The sequence below is a fragment of the Algoriphagus iocasae genome (assembly GCF_014206875.1).
Classification (GTDB): Bacteria; Bacteroidota; Bacteroidia; order Cytophagales; family Cyclobacteriaceae; genus Algoriphagus; species Algoriphagus iocasae.
Map to the genome: position 1 here is coordinate 720,160 of NZ_JACIJO010000003.1, position 16,822 is coordinate 736,981.

9 protein-coding genes are annotated in these 16,822 nt (G+C 37.6%); 5 read left to right on the forward strand and 4 right to left on the reverse strand.

Going from position 1 to position 16,822, the window contains the following annotated elements:
- Positions 1-1,691: 1,691 nt before the first annotated feature.
- Both FHS59_RS17320 and FHS59_RS17325 read left to right on the forward strand, forming a co-directional pair.
- Positions 1,692-3,479: a glycoside hydrolase family 9 protein gene (locus tag FHS59_RS17320; RefSeq protein WP_184496629.1), complete on the forward strand. Its 1,788-nt coding sequence runs from the start codon at positions 1,692-1,694 to the stop codon at positions 3,477-3,479.
- Entirely contained in the window at positions 3,469-4,200 is a 732-nt protein-coding gene (locus FHS59_RS17325; protein ID WP_184496630.1) for a polysaccharide deacetylase family protein, read from the forward strand. The genes FHS59_RS17320 and FHS59_RS17325 overlap by 11 nt, the downstream gene beginning before the upstream one ends.
- A gap of 166 nt (positions 4,201-4,366) precedes the next feature.
- Here FHS59_RS17325 and FHS59_RS17330 read toward each other — a convergent pair whose 3' ends face one another.
- The 4 genes from FHS59_RS17330 to FHS59_RS17345 all read right to left on the reverse strand — a co-directional run bounded on the left by FHS59_RS17330 (position 4,367) and on the right by FHS59_RS17345 (position 10,007).
- Positions 4,367-5,197, reverse strand: a complete 831-nt coding sequence (locus tag FHS59_RS17330; protein ID WP_184496631.1) for a PAS domain-containing protein — start codon at positions 5,195-5,197, stop codon at positions 4,367-4,369.
- A gap of 89 nt (positions 5,198-5,286) precedes the next feature.
- On the reverse strand, positions 5,287-8,061 hold the full coding sequence (locus FHS59_RS17335; RefSeq protein WP_184496632.1) for a glycosyl hydrolase: 2,775 nt from the start codon (positions 8,059-8,061) through the stop codon (positions 5,287-5,289).
- Positions 8,062-8,065: 4 nt separating this feature from the next.
- Entirely contained in the window at positions 8,066-8,383 is a 318-nt protein-coding gene (gene rhaM / locus FHS59_RS17340) for an L-rhamnose mutarotase (RefSeq protein WP_221444531.1), read from the reverse strand.
- 115 nt (positions 8,384-8,498) lie between these two features.
- Positions 8,499-10,007, reverse strand: a complete 1,509-nt coding sequence (locus FHS59_RS17345; RefSeq protein ID WP_184496633.1) for a rhamnogalacturonan acetylesterase — start codon at positions 10,005-10,007, stop codon at positions 8,499-8,501.
- Between the two features lie 182 nt (positions 10,008-10,189).
- Here FHS59_RS17345 and FHS59_RS17350 point away from each other — a divergent pair, with 182 nt between their 5' ends.
- The 3 genes from FHS59_RS17350 (at position 10,190) to FHS59_RS17360 (ending at position 16,819) form a co-directional block, all read left to right on the forward strand.
- Positions 10,190-12,916, forward strand: coding sequence for a WD40/YVTN/BNR-like repeat-containing protein (locus tag FHS59_RS17350; protein WP_184496634.1), 2,727 nt, complete (start codon positions 10,190-10,192; stop codon positions 12,914-12,916).
- Positions 12,917-13,593: 677 nt separating this feature from the next.
- Positions 13,594-14,439: a polysaccharide biosynthesis/export family protein gene (locus FHS59_RS17355; protein WP_184496635.1), complete on the forward strand. Its 846-nt coding sequence runs from the start codon at positions 13,594-13,596 to the stop codon at positions 14,437-14,439.
- A gap of 34 nt (positions 14,440-14,473) precedes the next feature.
- The gene (locus FHS59_RS17360; RefSeq protein WP_184496636.1) at positions 14,474-16,819 is read left to right on the forward strand and encodes a GumC family protein; all 2,346 of its coding nucleotides are present in this window, start codon (positions 14,474-14,476) and stop codon (positions 16,817-16,819) included.
- Positions 16,820-16,822 lie beyond the last annotated feature (3 nt).

The window sequence follows — 16,822 nt, forward strand, 5'->3', positions numbered from 1 at the left end:
AATGCGATTTTAGTTTCAATAAGCGATCTCGGGCCAGCGCTTGGGATTTATTTTGTTCTAGGTTTTACCAAGCTATGACCCCTCTGGGGTCCGGATTAATTACATAATTTACATCCAAGTCAAATTAATCACCCGTGCCGTAGGCATGATAGTTTGGTAAAATCATACTATAGCATAAATCCAAGTGCCGTAGGTACGTTCCTATATTTTAGTTTCCTAGTCAAAACAATAAAACCGATAAAATCCCCAGCCACCTTTAAATTCGATCATCTTCCAATTAGAAATTATGGTTTAAGGGGGATTAGATTCGTTTCCAAAAACCAACTTCTGTTTTCGGTCCCTAACCTTTCAGCTTTCTGGCCTACCTCCGGTAGGCAGGCTTCAGCTTTCTGACTTTTTTCCAACCTCCAACTTCCAACCTCCAACTTCCAACTCCCCATACTATTGATTACCAACTGATATCCTTTTTCATCTTGCTGGCAATGCGATTTTAGTTTCAATAAGCGATCTCGGGCCAGCGCTTGGGATTTATTGTGTACTATTTTTTTACCAAGCTAAGACCCCTCTGGGGTCGGGATTAATTTCATAATTTACATCCAAGTCAATTTTATCACCCGTGCCGTAGGCATGGTAGTTTGGTAAAATCACACTATAGAGTAAATCCAAGTGCCGTAGGTACGTTCCTATATTTTAGTTTCCTAGTCAAAACAATAAAACCGATAAAATCCCCTGCCACCTTTAAATTCGATCATCTTCCAATTAGAAATTATGGTTTAAGGGGGATTAGATTCGTTTCCAAAAACCAACTTCTGTTTTAGGTCCCTAACCTTTCAGCTTTCTGACCTACCTCCGGTAGGCAGGCTTCAGCTTTCTGACTTTTTTCCAACCTCCAACTCCCCATACTATTGATTACCAACTGATATCCCTTTCCATCTTGCTGGCAATGAGATTTTGGTTTCAATTGGCGATCTCGGGCCAGCGCTTGGGATTTATTGTGTGCTATTTTTTTACCAAGCTAAGACCCCTCTGGGGTCGGGATTAATTTCATAATTTACATCCAAGTCAATTTAATCACCCGTGCCGTAGGCATGGTAGTTTGGTAAAATCACACGATAGAGTAAATCTAAGTGCCGTAGGTACGTTCCTATATTTTAGTTTCCTAGTCAAAACAATAAAACCGATAAAATCCCCTGCCACCTTTAAATTCGATCATCATCCAATCAGTAATTATGGTTTAAGGGGGATTGGATTCGTTTCCAAAAACCAACTTCTCAATTTAAACTCCCCATACTATTGATTACCAACTGATATCCTTTTTCATCTTGCTGGCAATGCGATTTTAGTTTCAATTGGCGATCTCGGGCCAGCGCTGATTTTTTTAGATAACATTTTACCCAGGGTTAAAACCCTGGGCTATTAATTTTAAATGCCTTAAGCATTCGATCATCTTCCAATCAGTAATTATGGTTTAAGGGGGACTGGATTCGTTTCCATTAATAATTTTTCATTGCTAATTCGAAATTTGAAAAAACCTCCAACTTCCAACCTCCAACTTCCCACTTTAACCTCTCCCTTTCTTCCAAATCTTATTTTTAGTTAAAATGATTTTTAATACTCTCCTAAAAGATTATTTTAAATTCAATTTTCCTTAATCCAATCATTTCCTTTTTGATCACCCAAACGGCCATTCCATGTTATTAACCAGGAAGATTTTATTTCTAATTTTTTTAAGTTTATTGGTTTTCGATTCCTTTGGACAAAGTGAATTAACTGAAGAAATACGGGTTAATCTGGCAGGATATCCAAAGGAAATGCCCAAAACAGCTTTGGTTCTCAGTAACTCCGAAGGTAAAAAGGAGGTGGATCTAAAAACTGAGGATGGGAAACTGGTAAAGAGATTTTCAGGAATTAAAATGGAAGAATCTTGGGAGCCTTTTTCTACCTACTATCAAATTGATTTTTCTGAAATTCAAGAGGTAGGGAATTATTACCTCGCAGTACCAGGAACGGAAATTAAAAGCCCTGAATTTCAGATTGGTGCATTTCCGGCTTGGCAGGAGGATGTAGTTTCCTTCATCCGAACGCAGCGATGTGGATTTAATCCCTTGACAGAGGAATATTGCCATCAAGATGATGGATTAAGTTTTTTCGGAATTTGGCCGGATTCTACGAAAGTAGATGCTCGTGGAGGTTGGCATGATGCAGGAGATCAACTGAAATACCTGATCACTGGGAGTAATACCACTGCCAGATTATTGATGACATTTCAAATGCAACCCGAGTCCTTTATTGATGAGATGAATGATATGGGAATTCCGATGAAAAATGAGCTGCCTGATATTTTGGATGAGGCAAAATGGGGTTTGGATTGGATTCTGAAATTGCATCCTGGGCCCAATGAACTGTATCATCAGGTGGCGGATGATAGAGATCATAGAGGATTTAAATTGCCCCATGAGGACAATGCTGATTATGGTTGGGGAGCTAATAGTTTTAGGCCAGTATATTTTGCAACTGGGGAGCCACAGGGGCTTTCTCAGTATAAAAGTCAGGCAACTGGGATTTCCAATTTAGCAGGTAGGTCTGCGGCTACATTGGCTTTGGGCTATCAGGTATTTATCAGTTTTCCGGATTATCATGAATTTGCAGTTCAATGCTTAAAAGCTGCCAATGAACTCTACCTAATGGGGAAAAAACAGGAGGGTTATCAGCAAGGAAATAGCTATAGCGCACCTTATCGGTATGAAGAAAACACTTGGGCTGATGATATGGAATGGGCTGCTGCTGAGTTGTTTAAAATCTCAAAGGAAAAGGAGTTTTTAGAAGATGCCAGAAGATACGCCTCTATAATTAAAGAATGGTCCTGGATGGAGCGGGACTCTGCAAGCCATTATGAAATGTATCCCTTTGTCAATATGGGGCATTATGCTCTTTGGCAAGTAGGGAAGGAGGAAGATAAAAAGAAGATGGTGGAGTATTTTGAACACAATCTGGAGCAAATTCAAATGCGCGCTGATCAAAACCCTTACGGAGTGGGCCACTTATTTATTTGGTGTTCCAATAATTTGGCTGCGGCTGTTTCTACTCAAGCCATGCTTTATGAGCAAATGACAGGGTCCAAAAAATATAGATCTTTGATGATCAATCATGTCAACTGGCTGTTGGGATTAAACCCTTGGGGAACCAGCATGATAACAGGCTTGCCGGAGAATGCTGATTTTCCTTTGGACGTACATATGCCTTTTTGGAGGATTCTGAATGTTTCTGTCAAAGGCAGTTTGGTGGATGGCCCAATTTGGACAAGTATACATGAAAATATGCTGGGAATAGAACTCTCCGAAGCTGATGAATATGCACACTTACAGCCCCCACATGTAAAATACATGGATGATTGGATGGATTATAGCACCAACGAACCCACGCTCGATGGCTCAGCAGAATTGTTGATGATTTTGACATATCTAAACCATGAGAAATAAGCTTAGACTGATAATCATTTTGGTTTTTGCTTTTTCCGGCCTAAAAGCACAGAATTTATTTGATGAGCAGGGAGCCTTGATCCGTTCGGATACCAGTAAAAAGGTGATTTATCTGGTTTTTTCTGGGCATGATTATGATGAGGGTTTTGAGCATGTCCTGAATGTATTGCAAGAAAAGCATGTTTTTACTTCCTTTTTTTTGACCGGGGATTTTGTCAGAAACCATCTTGCTCTCACTAAAAAGATATCAGATCAAGGACATTTTGTAGGAGCACATTCTGATAAGCATTTGCTCTACAATGATTGGGATAAAAGGGATAGTTTACTTTTGAACCCTGATCAGATCAAAAAAGACATTTCAGACAACTTATTGGAATTGGAAAAACTTGGGATTACAGCTCAATTTTTCTTGCCTCCCTATGAATGGTACAATAAGCAAGTGGTGTCAATAGCAGAGGAATTGGGTCAAATTACGGTGAATTTCAGTCCCGGAACTCGGTCCAATGCAGATTACACCAGTCCGGAAATGAAGAATTATATTAGTTCGGAGGATATTTTGGAATCAATTTTCAGATATGAAAAACAAACAGGAATGAATGGTTTCCATTTGTTGATTCATCCTGGGACGACTGAATTGAGAAAGGATAAATTTTACTTAAGGATAGAGGAATTGATTTCGATATTGGAAGAGTTAGGGTATTCCTTTCAGAGATTTAAATGAATAATAATGAATATCCGCTTTCTTACAAGTACCCAATGAAAAAAGGGGTTGAGGTATATTTCAACTTGCTATGGACAGTGGACTGTCGTCGGAGGACGATTATCCGCGACTTTCTAAACACATTTATTAAAACCGGCTCCATTGCGGATAATCATAATCATTTAAATCAATCTTCCTTTTCCGTAGCATGTTTCATTTTCAGGGCAATATCTTTTAGGGCTTGATCAAGTTCTGAACTGGACTGGTGGAGACTCTTGATTAAGTCCATTTTTTCAGATTCTGTTAATTCGCACTCCTCAATAACATTCGTGATTCCCAAAATCCTTGCTAAAGGCGCTCTCACAAAATGGGATTGTTCGAAAGCTATCTCTTTTAAGCTTTTGTTTTGGGATTCCAGTCTATTGAGAAAGTTGACCTGATCGGTGATGTTTTGAAAAGCTGCTATATAGCTGGTTTTTTTTGCCTTTTCATCAAATACTTTGATTCCATAAGCTTTAATGATGATCATTTCTCCAGACTTGGACAGTAGATGTTTGTTGAAAATGAATCCCTCTCTGTCTTTTGTTTCTGAGATCATTTTCAGTTCCTCCAGATCCATTTCCTTCCATTCTTCAGGAGTAAAATGGATAATGTGCTTATTTAGTAATTCGGAGGAGTGATAGCCAGTGAGCTTGGCTGTGTTTTTACTGACATAGGTAATGTATCCAAACTCATCCAATTTGAGGATTCCCAGATTTGGATTGGTGAAAAGCAGTTCCAGTTCTTGTTTTCTGCTATTCACCTGATCATATAGGCTATTGATCAAGATAAAAAGCAGAACGCTGGTAATGAAAACATAGAAAATTCCCTTTGCAAGCTGGAATTTTGACATTTCGCGTAGATCATCGCTGAAGAGGTACTCAGCAGCTTTATCACTAAAAAATATCCAAGCGATACCCAAGACCAAATAAATCAGTGCAATACTCCAAGGTTTAGCAAATTTTGAAATATTAGACATCAATTTTGGTGGAATTAAAAACTTGTATCGATTAATGAATCAAAATATTCTTCAAATTGACTAAAAGCAAGAAAAGACCAAAATCTTTATTAATATTCCAATATCTGCACTCTCCCTTCAATCCCTGAAGGCATGGTCTTCCAATTACTTGCATCAAAGGGTTTGTAGTCGATATTGACGAAATTGATTTCATGATAATTTCGCCATTCTATCCCGTTTCTGTCCAGATATCGGATACTGTTGGCCATTAGATTTGCAACTTCAATTTTAATAGAATTCTTTCCGTTTTTAAGTTGGTCAGTGATATCCAACTGGTAAGGAATACTCCACACAGCACCCGCATACTCCCCATTGATCCAGATTTTAGAACTTTCATAGACCTTTTCAAAACCCAATAAATACTGCTTTCCTTCTGTTTTTGCCAGATCAAATTCAGAGGAATAAGTAGCCTGCCCTGAGAAATCATCTGCTTTTTCGTTGCCATGATCTGTCCAAGGTTCAATCTTATCCATTTCCATTGATTCTGGTAATGCCGGTTGACCTTGTTCAAAAGTCAAAATCCAAGAATTGGATATATCCAATGTATTCGAGGATTTGCTGTAATCAGGCCATTCGGGGATGTCTAGGTTTGCCTGATCATTGAAAACCTTTAAAAATATGGATTCACCGGATTTTAGGTATACAGGAATTGAAGTTTTTCCTTCGGAAATCAGGCAATTCAGTTTTCCTCTTTTTCCTGTCAAAGGATCTAAAATCATCACCGATTCTGATTCTTTATTCAAAGAAATTCTTTGCTGAATGTCCGAAGCGCTGTGATTGACCAAGAAGTAATAGGTGCCACCTTCTGCTTTTCTACGGATGAAATCCAAGCCTGAATCCACCAAAGTTTCCCGATCAATTTTCATTGCCTCTAATGCATTTGGAATATCATCAGAGAGAATTATTGAACCATTTCCATGTGCTGATTTCCCGTTTTCAAAATTCAGGCTGTTCCAAAGTTGGTCTAACTCTGCCTGTAATGCAGCAGGTTCAGCATGATGTCCGGGGATGGATCTGGGTTTACTTTGAAAAATCACAGAAGCACCATTATCAGCCAGTTTCAAAATATTCTTCAGTGTTTCAATAGGCATGAATTCCGTGTCAGGAATAATCAGAACTTTCGCAGAATTTTGATCTGAAGTCTGAATCATTCCATTTGAAGCCGTGGAATTCGCAATCATCTCATCCGAGATAAAATCCAGAGAATAGCCCGATTCCATCAAAGATTTGGATTGTTTATAAAACTCCGTTGGGTGAAGCCACTCATCTACCGCATGCACAGTAATCATTTCCATTTTACCCTTTGGCTCAGACCAAACATCATAAACCGGCCAATAAACCAATAATTCATTATCTGCTTTTCCAGCCTGTAAAATGGATTGAGACCTCGTGATAAATTGGTTAAAAGCATCAAAATGAGGCCATAAACTGTTTTGCTGGGTGAGATTTAGCGAAGCATAAAATAACCAACCTGGGTAATTGACATCCGAAGGACTGTAAGTTACGCCATGATAAAAAACATGATTCACTCCTGCCAAAAATGCCTGTTCCACTTCTGGTTTCATCTGGGAAAAAGAGGATTTAAAATGTTCTCCAAGCCAGGTGAAAGTCTCTGATGAAACCAGATTTTTTCCTGTAATATGTGCTGCTGAGGAGGCAAATTTTAACATGATAGGATCGGGATCCACATTGCGGATATCTGCACTATCCCTTCTTAGGCCAGGAATAGGGAAGTAGCTGGAACCAAAAGTTTCACATTCGGGAATGTCTACTGCTGCATACAAATCGAGGAGATTTCCTGGTGAACCATGTGCCTGATTTTTGGTGATTTTAGATTGGCTATGAGCCCAGGATGTCCAGTTTCTGGTGAAGTTCTTCAACAATAAATCATTGATTGTTTCCCTATAGTCGGATTTTACTCTTCTGACCATTTCTGTCTCTTCCTCAGATTCCAGGTAGGGGAGATATTCCTTCAAATCATAGCCTCTTAATCTCTGGAAGTCTTCAAAAAATCCGGCAGTAAAATCTGCTCCATAAACTTCAAAACTGTCATTATAGAATGCCCTGAATCCCAAATTCTTCCCAGAAAGTGCCTTTTCAAAATAAGCATCGTAAGAATCTACCGCAGTTTTGCTAAAATGATCCAAGGTAAAACCTACTCCTCCAGGAGCAGCCCGCTTCACTTTCTGACCAGTTTTATCCAAGAAAATCGCTTTGATCTGCCAGTTGCCCGGCTCATTCCAATTTAGCTTTCCCGATTCATCAAGGAATTCGGTGATGTCAATTGCGTTTAAATCCTCATCATAGGCCATAACTGCAACCAATTGAGCTATGGGTTGGTTTTCATTTCTTCTTTGAAAGGAGATCGAAGTATTCAGAGCTTTACCATCCTGTTTTTCGTAATTCTGGATTTTCATGGAGGTAGCTGCATTCTCCAGACTCACCTGAGGACCACCAAATGGCCAGCCTGTTCCCTGCGTCAAATCCACACCCATTCCTAGGGAATCGGCTTTGGCAATGGTGAATTCTAACATCTCCAGCCAATCCTCTGAAAGGAATTCCAAATATCTATCTTCATATCCTTTTGCTCCATAGATGGGAGCGATTTCAACACCTCCTAACCCGGCTTTTTGATAGTTTTCAAGAAGCTTGGATAGATTTTCTTTGTCCACAGCATTTCCCATCCACCACCAGCGAGTCCAAGGTTTGGAAGTTTGCGTGATTTCCGGCCAATCTGTTGAAATGGTACCTGAGTCTTGTTTGGCTTGACAAGCCAACAATAGTAAAAATAGGAGAGAAGAGAAGATTCGCGAAGGTAGGTTCATGGGATTAGGAGAGATTAAAAACGTTTTGCAAAGGAATGGTGACAGGTGAATTGTCTGGGTTGGTTTCCATGATATCTGCCATGTATTTCCACCATCTTTGGACGATTTCTGTATTGCCGAGATCCTGTGAATTAGCATCTCCAGATACTATTTGATAAGCGAAAAGAATGGAAGTTTCTTGATCTAAAAATATCTGATAATCAATGACTCCTGTGTCTTTTAATAAAGTAACCAATTCAGGCCATATCTCCCTATGTCTCCTCTCGTATTCGGCCTCATTTCCAGGAATCAATTTCATTTTAAAAGCAATTTTCTTCAACATAAAGGATCAATGATTTTAGATATATGATATAAGATTTCAGATTTATAATGTTCATCTATAACTTATCTTGGCTCTTGATTCTTGATACCAGATACCAGATACAACATACCAAATACTATTTCAAATATTTCTTCAAATCGATTTCACTCAAATTCCCTATTGCTTCCGCCACAATTTCTGCATTCAATTCAGCGCCTTCCTCGATTGTATGTGTATGGTCTTTGTCATTGAAATAATGTGCTTTGACATAATCTTCACCCAAACTATCATAACGATCTGCAACCAAATCATTCAAATCAATAAAGGCTGTATTGGTATCTTCTGCCACTTGCTTTGCCCAAAGGGCATATCCCTTATCAGCTCGGGTAACTTTTCCGGTTTCCCAGTTGTTTCTCGGGATCAAAGAACAGACGATTGGAGTAACTCCTTTAGCTTTGGCATCCAATATCATGCGTCTTAGATACTGTCCGTAAGAATAGACAATCTCCTGCTTTTTCGTAATGAGGTTTTGGATGTTTTCAGCCTCTAAACCGGCACTCTTGATGGTACCCCGAGCTCTAAGGGTATCATTGATGGGACTGGAGTCATTATGACCAAATTGCATAATCAAATAATCTCCAGGCTCCATTTTGTCCAGCACTTTCTCCCAAAGCCCATAAGTTTGAAATGTTCTGCTGCTGGTGCCTCCAAGTGCATGATTCTGAACTTTGATTTTCTCCTGATCGAAATATTGAGCCAGAAAATCTCCCCATCCCCAAAGGCCTCCAGCTCCATCGCCCTGTCCATTTTTGACTGTGGAATCCCCGATTAGAAAAAGGGTGGGTTTGTCTTTAACTAGGTAATTTTTAAGATCTGTATTCTCCAAGCCTTTGATTCCCTGTGCGACGGAGAAGGCATTGATTCTTGCTCCGGCTTCATTGGTATGGGTATGATCTTTTTCAAATAATCCTTTGACCACTTCCGGTCCCCAAGTATCATATTGATCGGCAATGATCGTGTTGAGATCTAAAAAGGGAACTCCATGTCTTCTGGCTGCTTCCCGAGCCCATTTTCCGAAATCCTGATTTGCTCGTTCCACTTCCCGGTCCTGAAATTTATTTCTAGGAATCATCGAAGCCACGATTGGAGTAGCTCCTTTGGCTTTAGTGTCTTGGATGAATTTTTCTAAATACCAGCCGTAAGTATGAACGGTCTCTTTACTACCATCCGGCCAAGTGAGCTCTTTGGTTTCATCACCCATTCCCTTCAAAACTCCTCTATATCCGGCTCTGGTGGTGTCTGGCTCAGAGCCTTCATTATGACCAAATTGCATGATCACATAATCCCCTGGTTTCAAAGTTTCCAAAACCCTTTCCCATCTGTCTTCTTTGATGAAAGTTCGGGTACTTCTTCCTGCCATCGCCTGATTGCTGACTTTGAGTAATGTGCTGTCAAAGAATTCCTGTAAAAAGTTACCCCAGCCTCTTTGCAGATTTCCTTCTCCGCCATTCCTCACAGTGGAATCTCCGATTAGGTAGAGAGTTTTTTGATCTTCTTTCTTTTTATAGAAAGAACTCAGAAATATGATCGAAAGCGAAAAGAAAAATAGAAACAACAGCCTGGAGGCCACAGAATTTGTACTCATTGGTTAAGATAGGTTTTAGGATTTCTAAGGTAATAAAAGATTTATTTGTTGATTGGGAAATTGGAAGATCGGATTTAGAGGCTGTTTTTTCCAAGTTGATTTTGTCCGTTTATATAATTGAATTATTGGATCTTGGCTGAAGGGACTTTTTACTTTAATTTAAGTGTCACAACCTTAATCATATGACACAAACAAGAAACAATTTGAAAGTTCTGGCAGCAGGTCTTGGGATGCTCCTCGTGGGTTCCATGCCTCAGGCTTTCGCACAGAAAATCCCTGATCAGGTAGTGAAGTCTATCAAATTCAGGGAGATAGGGCCAACCCGTCAGGGTGGAAGATATGTGGATTTTGCAGTGGTAGACAAAAGCACCAAGGTGATTTATGCGGCCACAGCTTCAGGAGGTCTTTGGAAATCTGTCAATAATGGGCAGTCATGGGAATCCCTTTTTGATGATCAATCAGTCATTTCCATCGGTGATGTGACAGTGGATCAAAAAAATCCTGATGTAGTATGGGTTGGATCCGGTGAAGCAAATAACTCCAGAAGTTCCTATTGGGGAGATGGAGTATACAAATCACTAGACGGTGGAAAGACCTGGCAAAATATGGGATTGCCTGAATCTCATCATATCGGTAGAATCTTGATTGATCCTAATGATTCAAATGTGGTTTATGTGGCAGCCTTGGGACATCTCTATTCAGAAAATGAAGAAAGAGGACTTTATAAAACTACCAATGGTGGCAAATCCTGGTCAAAAGTTCTGGAGATCAAAAGAGAGGATGGCAAATATGTAGGTGTGGTAGATGTGGTGATGAGCCCAGATGACCCTAATACCTTGATTGCAGCGGCTTATGATAAAATCCGTAGACCTTGGACTTTTAATGAAGGAGGAGAGGGCAGTGCGATTTATAAGTCAACAGATGCAGGAAAATCCTGGAAAAAGTTGGAAACAGGCCTTCCGGGAGGATTCTTGGGAAGAATCGGTTTGGCTTATGCGCCTAGCAATGCCAATATTGTCTATGCCAATATTGAGAATGTCAATGTAGATGGAGTTTCTGATGAAGAAAGAAAGAGAATGCTGGAGATTGGAATTCCTTTGGGAGAAGGCCAAAAAGTGGCTGGAACTGAAATGTACCGTTCTGATGATGGTGGTGAAAGCTGGAGAAAAATCAATCCTGATGGAGAAGATGTGGGAGGTTACCCATCCTATTATTACCAGCAGGTGACAGTTGATCCAAATGATCCTGATCATGTTTACGTATTGGGTATCAGAGTTTGGGAGACCAAGGATGGAGGGAAAACCTGGGGAATGCCTTTCCGTTTCGGAGGAGATAATCATGCTTTATGGATAGATCCAGCAGATTCTGAGCATATGCTTTTAGGTTATGATCATGGTATGGGTGTTACCTATGATGCCGGTGCTACTTGGTATCATCCGGATGAACTTCCTTTGGCACAATTCTATGCCATCGATGTGGATATGGCTTATCCATACAATGTATATGGTGGATTGCAGGATAATGGTTCGGTGAGAGGTCCAAGTTCTACTCGTGATGGTAGCCCGATTCCTTTTGAGGCTTGGCAAAGAACTGGTGGAGGAGATGGAATGTATAACGTGGTGGATAAATCCAATAATCGTTATCTCTACAATGAATCACAGTTTGGTCCAATCCAACGATTGGATTTAGAAACTGGGGAATCAAAAAGCATCAGATATTCTGGAGCCAGAAATATGAGATGGAACTGGAATTCTCCAATTGTGGTCTCTCAGCATGATTCAGATGTAATTTATCATGCTGGAAATAAGGTGCTGAAATCTACTTTTAGAGGTGAGAACTGGACGGAGATCAGTCCTGATTTGTCTAAAAATGACTCTGTCAAAGCCAATGGTACAGGAAATATCCAGTACGGTACCATTACAACTTTGGAGGAATCTCCTTTAGACACAAATGAATTATGGGCAGGAACTGATGATGGAAACGTTCAGGTAACCAAAGACGGAGGAAAAACTTGGACTTTATTAAATGATAAGATTCCAAATAATCCAGAATATTGGGTGACTAGAATTGAGGCTTCTGCACATTTCCCGGGGACAGCATATGTGGCATACAATGGAATGAGAAGAGATGATTTCAAATCGTTTTTATATAAAACAACTGACTGGGGTGAAACCTGGACTTCTATCGCAACTGGCATTCCGGCAGGAGGAATTAACGTAATTCGTGAAGACCATAAAAACCCAAAATTGCTTTTCGTGGGAACTGAACTTGGAACCTATGCAAGTATTGACGGAGGAGCTAACTGGACAACCTTTATGACTGATATGCCTAGCAATCCAGCTTATGATATGGTAATTCATCCAAGAGATAATGAATTGGTTGTAGCGACCCATGGTAGAGGGATTTTCATTGCGGATATTGCACCTCTTCAAGGCATGAATTCAGAAGCGATGAATTCCGATTTGATGCTATTTGATATTCAGCCTGCTGTACAATATGTAGAAGGTCTGAGTAATGTAACTGCTTCCATTAATTTCGATGGTGAAAGCAGAAGACCTGGTACTCATGTACATTTCTATGCCAAGAACGCTGGAAAAGCTAATTTAAAGATTTATAAGGGTGCCAAAGAAATTCTAAATAGAGAGATCGATGCAAAAGCGGGTTTGAATACCTTTAACTGGGCATTTGAAGAAGTGACGGGAGAGAGAACCCAAAAGCAATTGGATCAGACTGCAGAGCGATTCAGAAGTTTTGGAATGGAAGAAGAGGATATCGAAAGGAGGATGGAAAGCATGAAATATATTACCCGAACAGTAGGTCCAGGAACTTACACTGTAGAGGTAGAAATGAATGGCAAAACCGTATCAAAAGAGGCAGTAGTGATGCCTGATTATTGGAACGGGAATTAATATTCATTAGAAATCAAAAAGTCCGACCTGCATATGTAGGTCGGGCTTTGATTAAGGGAATAATCAGAATTAAATTAATGATGATTTTTTTTCAAATTACAAATTGAATTGAATAAAGGGGATTGATAAAAATTGATTCAAGCCTTTCTTTATCATTAGTGGTAAAAGAGGTGGATTGATCGGTAAAAGCGAAAAATAGCCATTTAATTCCTTCTCTCTTTTTAAATCTCTGAATAAGGAATTCAGTTTTAGATTTCAGAGAGAAAATGAAAATCTTAAATAATTAACTTTAACTAGCTTGGCTTGCAATTTCTTTACTTAAATTGACGGATCATTTAAAAATCATTTATCAAAGAACTAATTCCCATAAAAAATAATAGAATTAAGAAAAACTAGATCAAAGAAATTAAGGTAAGATTTTTTGATCTACTGTAATTTTTTGAAGTGGCCGATTAAAGTTTAACTTAGAGTATGGAAGGCTATCTTCTTGATAGTTAGAGGTCTAAAAATGGAGAGAGATTTTGGTTCAAATATTTTAGATTTCACAATTAAGGTTTTGGGGAGAATTTAATATGATTAAACCAACAATTGAGATGGTTAAATTTGATTGATTTAGTTTTATTAGTCTTGGTTTTTTGATATTATTTGAATGAAATTTGATTTTAAAAAAGTTTAGGATGGAGAAAACAACAACTGGAAAAATTAACATGAATGGTGAAAAGGTTTATTTAAGCAAAATGGCAGGAAATCAGATTTTTATAGTTTTATTTTTGGCGATCATTTCCACAGCCTGTTCAAATAGAAATCTGATTTATATGAAAAATTTGGAAGCTGATGAAAAATATCAAACCCAGATGGACGCCGATAGAGTCGTAAGAATACAAACTGGAGATTTATTGAAAATAAGCCTTAGCAGCCTTCAACCAGAAATGAATATAATGTTTAATGACTCGAATAATGATTTAGATTTCAATACTAGTGTGATAGGGAATATAAATGAAAAAGGATTTTTAGTTGATGAAAATGGAGAAATCAGTATTCCCGTTGTAGGGAAACTTAAGTTGGTAGGAATGACCAAGTTAGAAGCAAAAGATTTAATTGAAGAAGGTATAAAGGAATATATAGTTGATCCGGTGGTTTCAGTCCAATTTGCAAATTTTAAAGTTACGGTATTGGGTGAAGTTAAAAATCCAAATACCTTTTATGTTCCGTCAGAAGACTTGAATATATTTGAGGCTTTAGGATTGGCAGGTGATATGACTGAATATGGAATTCGAGAGGATGTTCGCTTGATAAGGGAAGTAGATGGTGTTCGTACTGTTGTAAACTTAGATCTTAGTGATAAGTATTTCCTTAGTTCACCTTACTATAAATTGCAACAAAATGATATCTTATATGTTCAGGCTTCAAAGTTTAAATCTGTGAAGGCCAGCACCAATGAAAGGAATATGACATTTTTAGCTTTGGGTGTATCATTATTAGTTCCAATATTATTTAGTTGGCAATACATATTTGGTAATTGAAGTTGATTTTTAGCGAAAATTTTAAGAAGAAATCATGAAAAGGATTAGAAGAGAGATTGATAATCATGAGGAGCCTATAAATGTTAATCTTATATTTAGAGCAATACTAAAATATTGGTATTTATTTCCAATATGTATCATTCTTTTTTGTGGCATTGCCTATGCATACCTAAAGACAGTAACGCCTGAATATTTGATTTCAAGTACAATAATTATTAAAGAAGGGGAGAGAAGTAATGATGTCTCAGAAAATACAATCATAAGCGATTTAGAGAACATGAAATCTTCAATTACAGTAGAAAATGAACTTGAAAAATTGAAGTCTATATCTCTATTAACTGATGCAATTATTGAAAATAAAGGCTTTATAAATTATTATATTCAAGATAAATTTTTTAAGAAAAAAATAGATGTATATGAATCTCCAATAGATATTGAAGTACACTCATTTAGTAAAAATTTTTTAAAAGAATCAGAATCGTTTGAGGTTCAAATTTTATCAGATGAAAAATTTCTAATGATTGTAGATGAGGATAGAAAGAAGGAATTTGAATTTAATCAACGAATTAAAATGGCTATTGGAGAAATATCCATTAAGAGAGATTCGATTACAAATGATTTTTCCGAGGAAATCTCAGAAATTTTTGTAGACATTGTCAACCCTCAAGTGGCAGCAGGAAACTATTCCCAAGCTATGGAATTTGAAAATCCTTCAATTAAATCAAGTACCCTTTATATTAGAATGTTGGACTCTTCTCCTGAAATGGGAAAGCGAATTTTGACTTCGGTTATAGATGGATACAACCAAAGAATATTGGATCAGAAAAATGAATCATCCTTGAAAACGATCAATTTCATAAATGATAGGCTTGGAGTTGTGAAGGAAGATCTAGAAGGATTTGAGAGGTCTGGAGAAAATTTTAAAAACCAGAATAATATTACTGATGTCAGCTTGAATTCTAAGATATATTTAGAAAGCACGGCAGAAACTAGAAGACAAGTTGCTGAGGTAAGTGGAAAAATAGATATTCTTGAATCTATAGAATATAATATTAACAATCAGACTGGTCAGTTTGATTTAATTCCTGGTGGATTGGCTGATTTGGATCCGTCACTTTCAGGATTGCTTACTCAGTTCAATGAGTTACAAAGGCAAAAGCAAAGGATTATCAGGGTTGTCCAGCCAAACAACCCACAGTTACTTAGTTTAAATGATCAAATATCCAATGTAAGGTCTACCATATTAGCCAATATTAGGAGCATTAAATCCAATTTAGCTATTAGTAAAAGAAACTATGAACAAACGCTAAATGAGAGTATCTATAAAGCTCAGAGTATTCCAGGGATAGAGAGGGAATTAGTTGAAATAAATAGAAACAAAGAGTTAAAACAGGAGCAGTATCAATATTTATTGCGTAAACGGGATGAAGCTATTTTAGCACTTGAAATAACAGGTATAAATAGTGCTCAGGTCGTAGACCCTCCTATTGCAAGTTTAAAACCAGTCAAACCTAAAAAACTGATGGTCATGGGAGCAGCTTTTGGTATTGGTTTTATCTTTCCTTTAGCACTCGTTTTTGCTAATTATTTCTTTTCCTCTAAAATTACTTCTAAATCCAAAATTGAGAAAATTGTAGATGCCCATATTCTTGGTGAAATTGCCAAAAGTGAAGAGAAAGGCGTAATTGCTATATCGAATAAAAGTATTTCTCCTACTGCAGAACAACTTAGAATGATAAGGAGTAATCTGAAATTTCAAACAGGTTCTGACAATAAGGTAATATTGGTTTCTTCCTCAGTTTCGGGTGAGGGTAAAACATTTTTTAGTTTGAATTTAGCCACGACATTAAGCCTAGTAGATAACAAAGTGGTTGTATTGGATTTGGATTTAAGGAGACCTAGTATATTTAAATCTTTAAAAATAAGTAATGAAAATTCATTGTATGAATATTTAAATCAAGATGTTAAAAATATTAAAGATGTTATTCATCCATCTGGTATTCATCCAAATTTTGATATAATAGGCTTGAATAAAACAATTGAAAATGCATCAGAAATAATTAATAAAAATATTATTAAAAAGCTAATTGATTATTTAAAGATCCATTATGATCACGTTATTATAGATACTTCTCCAATTGGATTAGTTTCAGATGCTTATTCTTTAAGCGATATTACAGATGTAGTTGTTTTTGTGGTAAGAATGAAATATACTAAAACTGAGAACTTAAAATCTTTGGCAGAAATTGTTGATAAAAAAATATTTAGACAAAACTTTGTTGTAATAAATGATTCAAATAAATATTATGGGAGTAAATTTGGTTATGGGTATTATTCCGGCAATAACAAATCAATGGTTTCTGTAAAATCTAGCAGCTAATTT

Coding starts and splice junctions, on each gene's coding strand:
- FHS59_RS17355 (WP_184496635.1), top strand. CDS start 13,594: ATGGAGAAAACAACAACTGGAAAAATTAACATGAATGGTGAAAAGGTT.
- FHS59_RS17325 (WP_184496630.1), top strand. CDS start 3,469: ATGAGAAATAAGCTTAGACTGATAATCATTTTGGTTTTTGCTTTTTCC.
- FHS59_RS17360 (WP_184496636.1), top strand. CDS start 14,474: ATGAAAAGGATTAGAAGAGAGATTGATAATCATGAGGAGCCTATAAAT.
- rhaM (WP_221444531.1), bottom strand. CDS start 8,383: ATGTTGAAGAAAATTGCTTTTAAAATGAAATTGATTCCTGGAAATGAG.
- FHS59_RS17330 (WP_184496631.1), bottom strand. CDS start 5,197: ATGTCTAATATTTCAAAATTTGCTAAACCTTGGAGTATTGCACTGATT.
- FHS59_RS17350 (WP_184496634.1), top strand. CDS start 10,190: ATGACACAAACAAGAAACAATTTGAAAGTTCTGGCAGCAGGTCTTGGG.
- FHS59_RS17335 (WP_184496632.1), bottom strand. CDS start 8,061: ATGAACCTACCTTCGCGAATCTTCTCTTCTCTCCTATTTTTACTATTG.
- FHS59_RS17320 (WP_184496629.1), top strand. CDS start 1,692: ATGTTATTAACCAGGAAGATTTTATTTCTAATTTTTTTAAGTTTATTG.
- FHS59_RS17345 (WP_184496633.1), bottom strand. CDS start 10,007: ATGAGTACAAATTCTGTGGCCTCCAGGCTGTTGTTTCTATTTTTCTTT.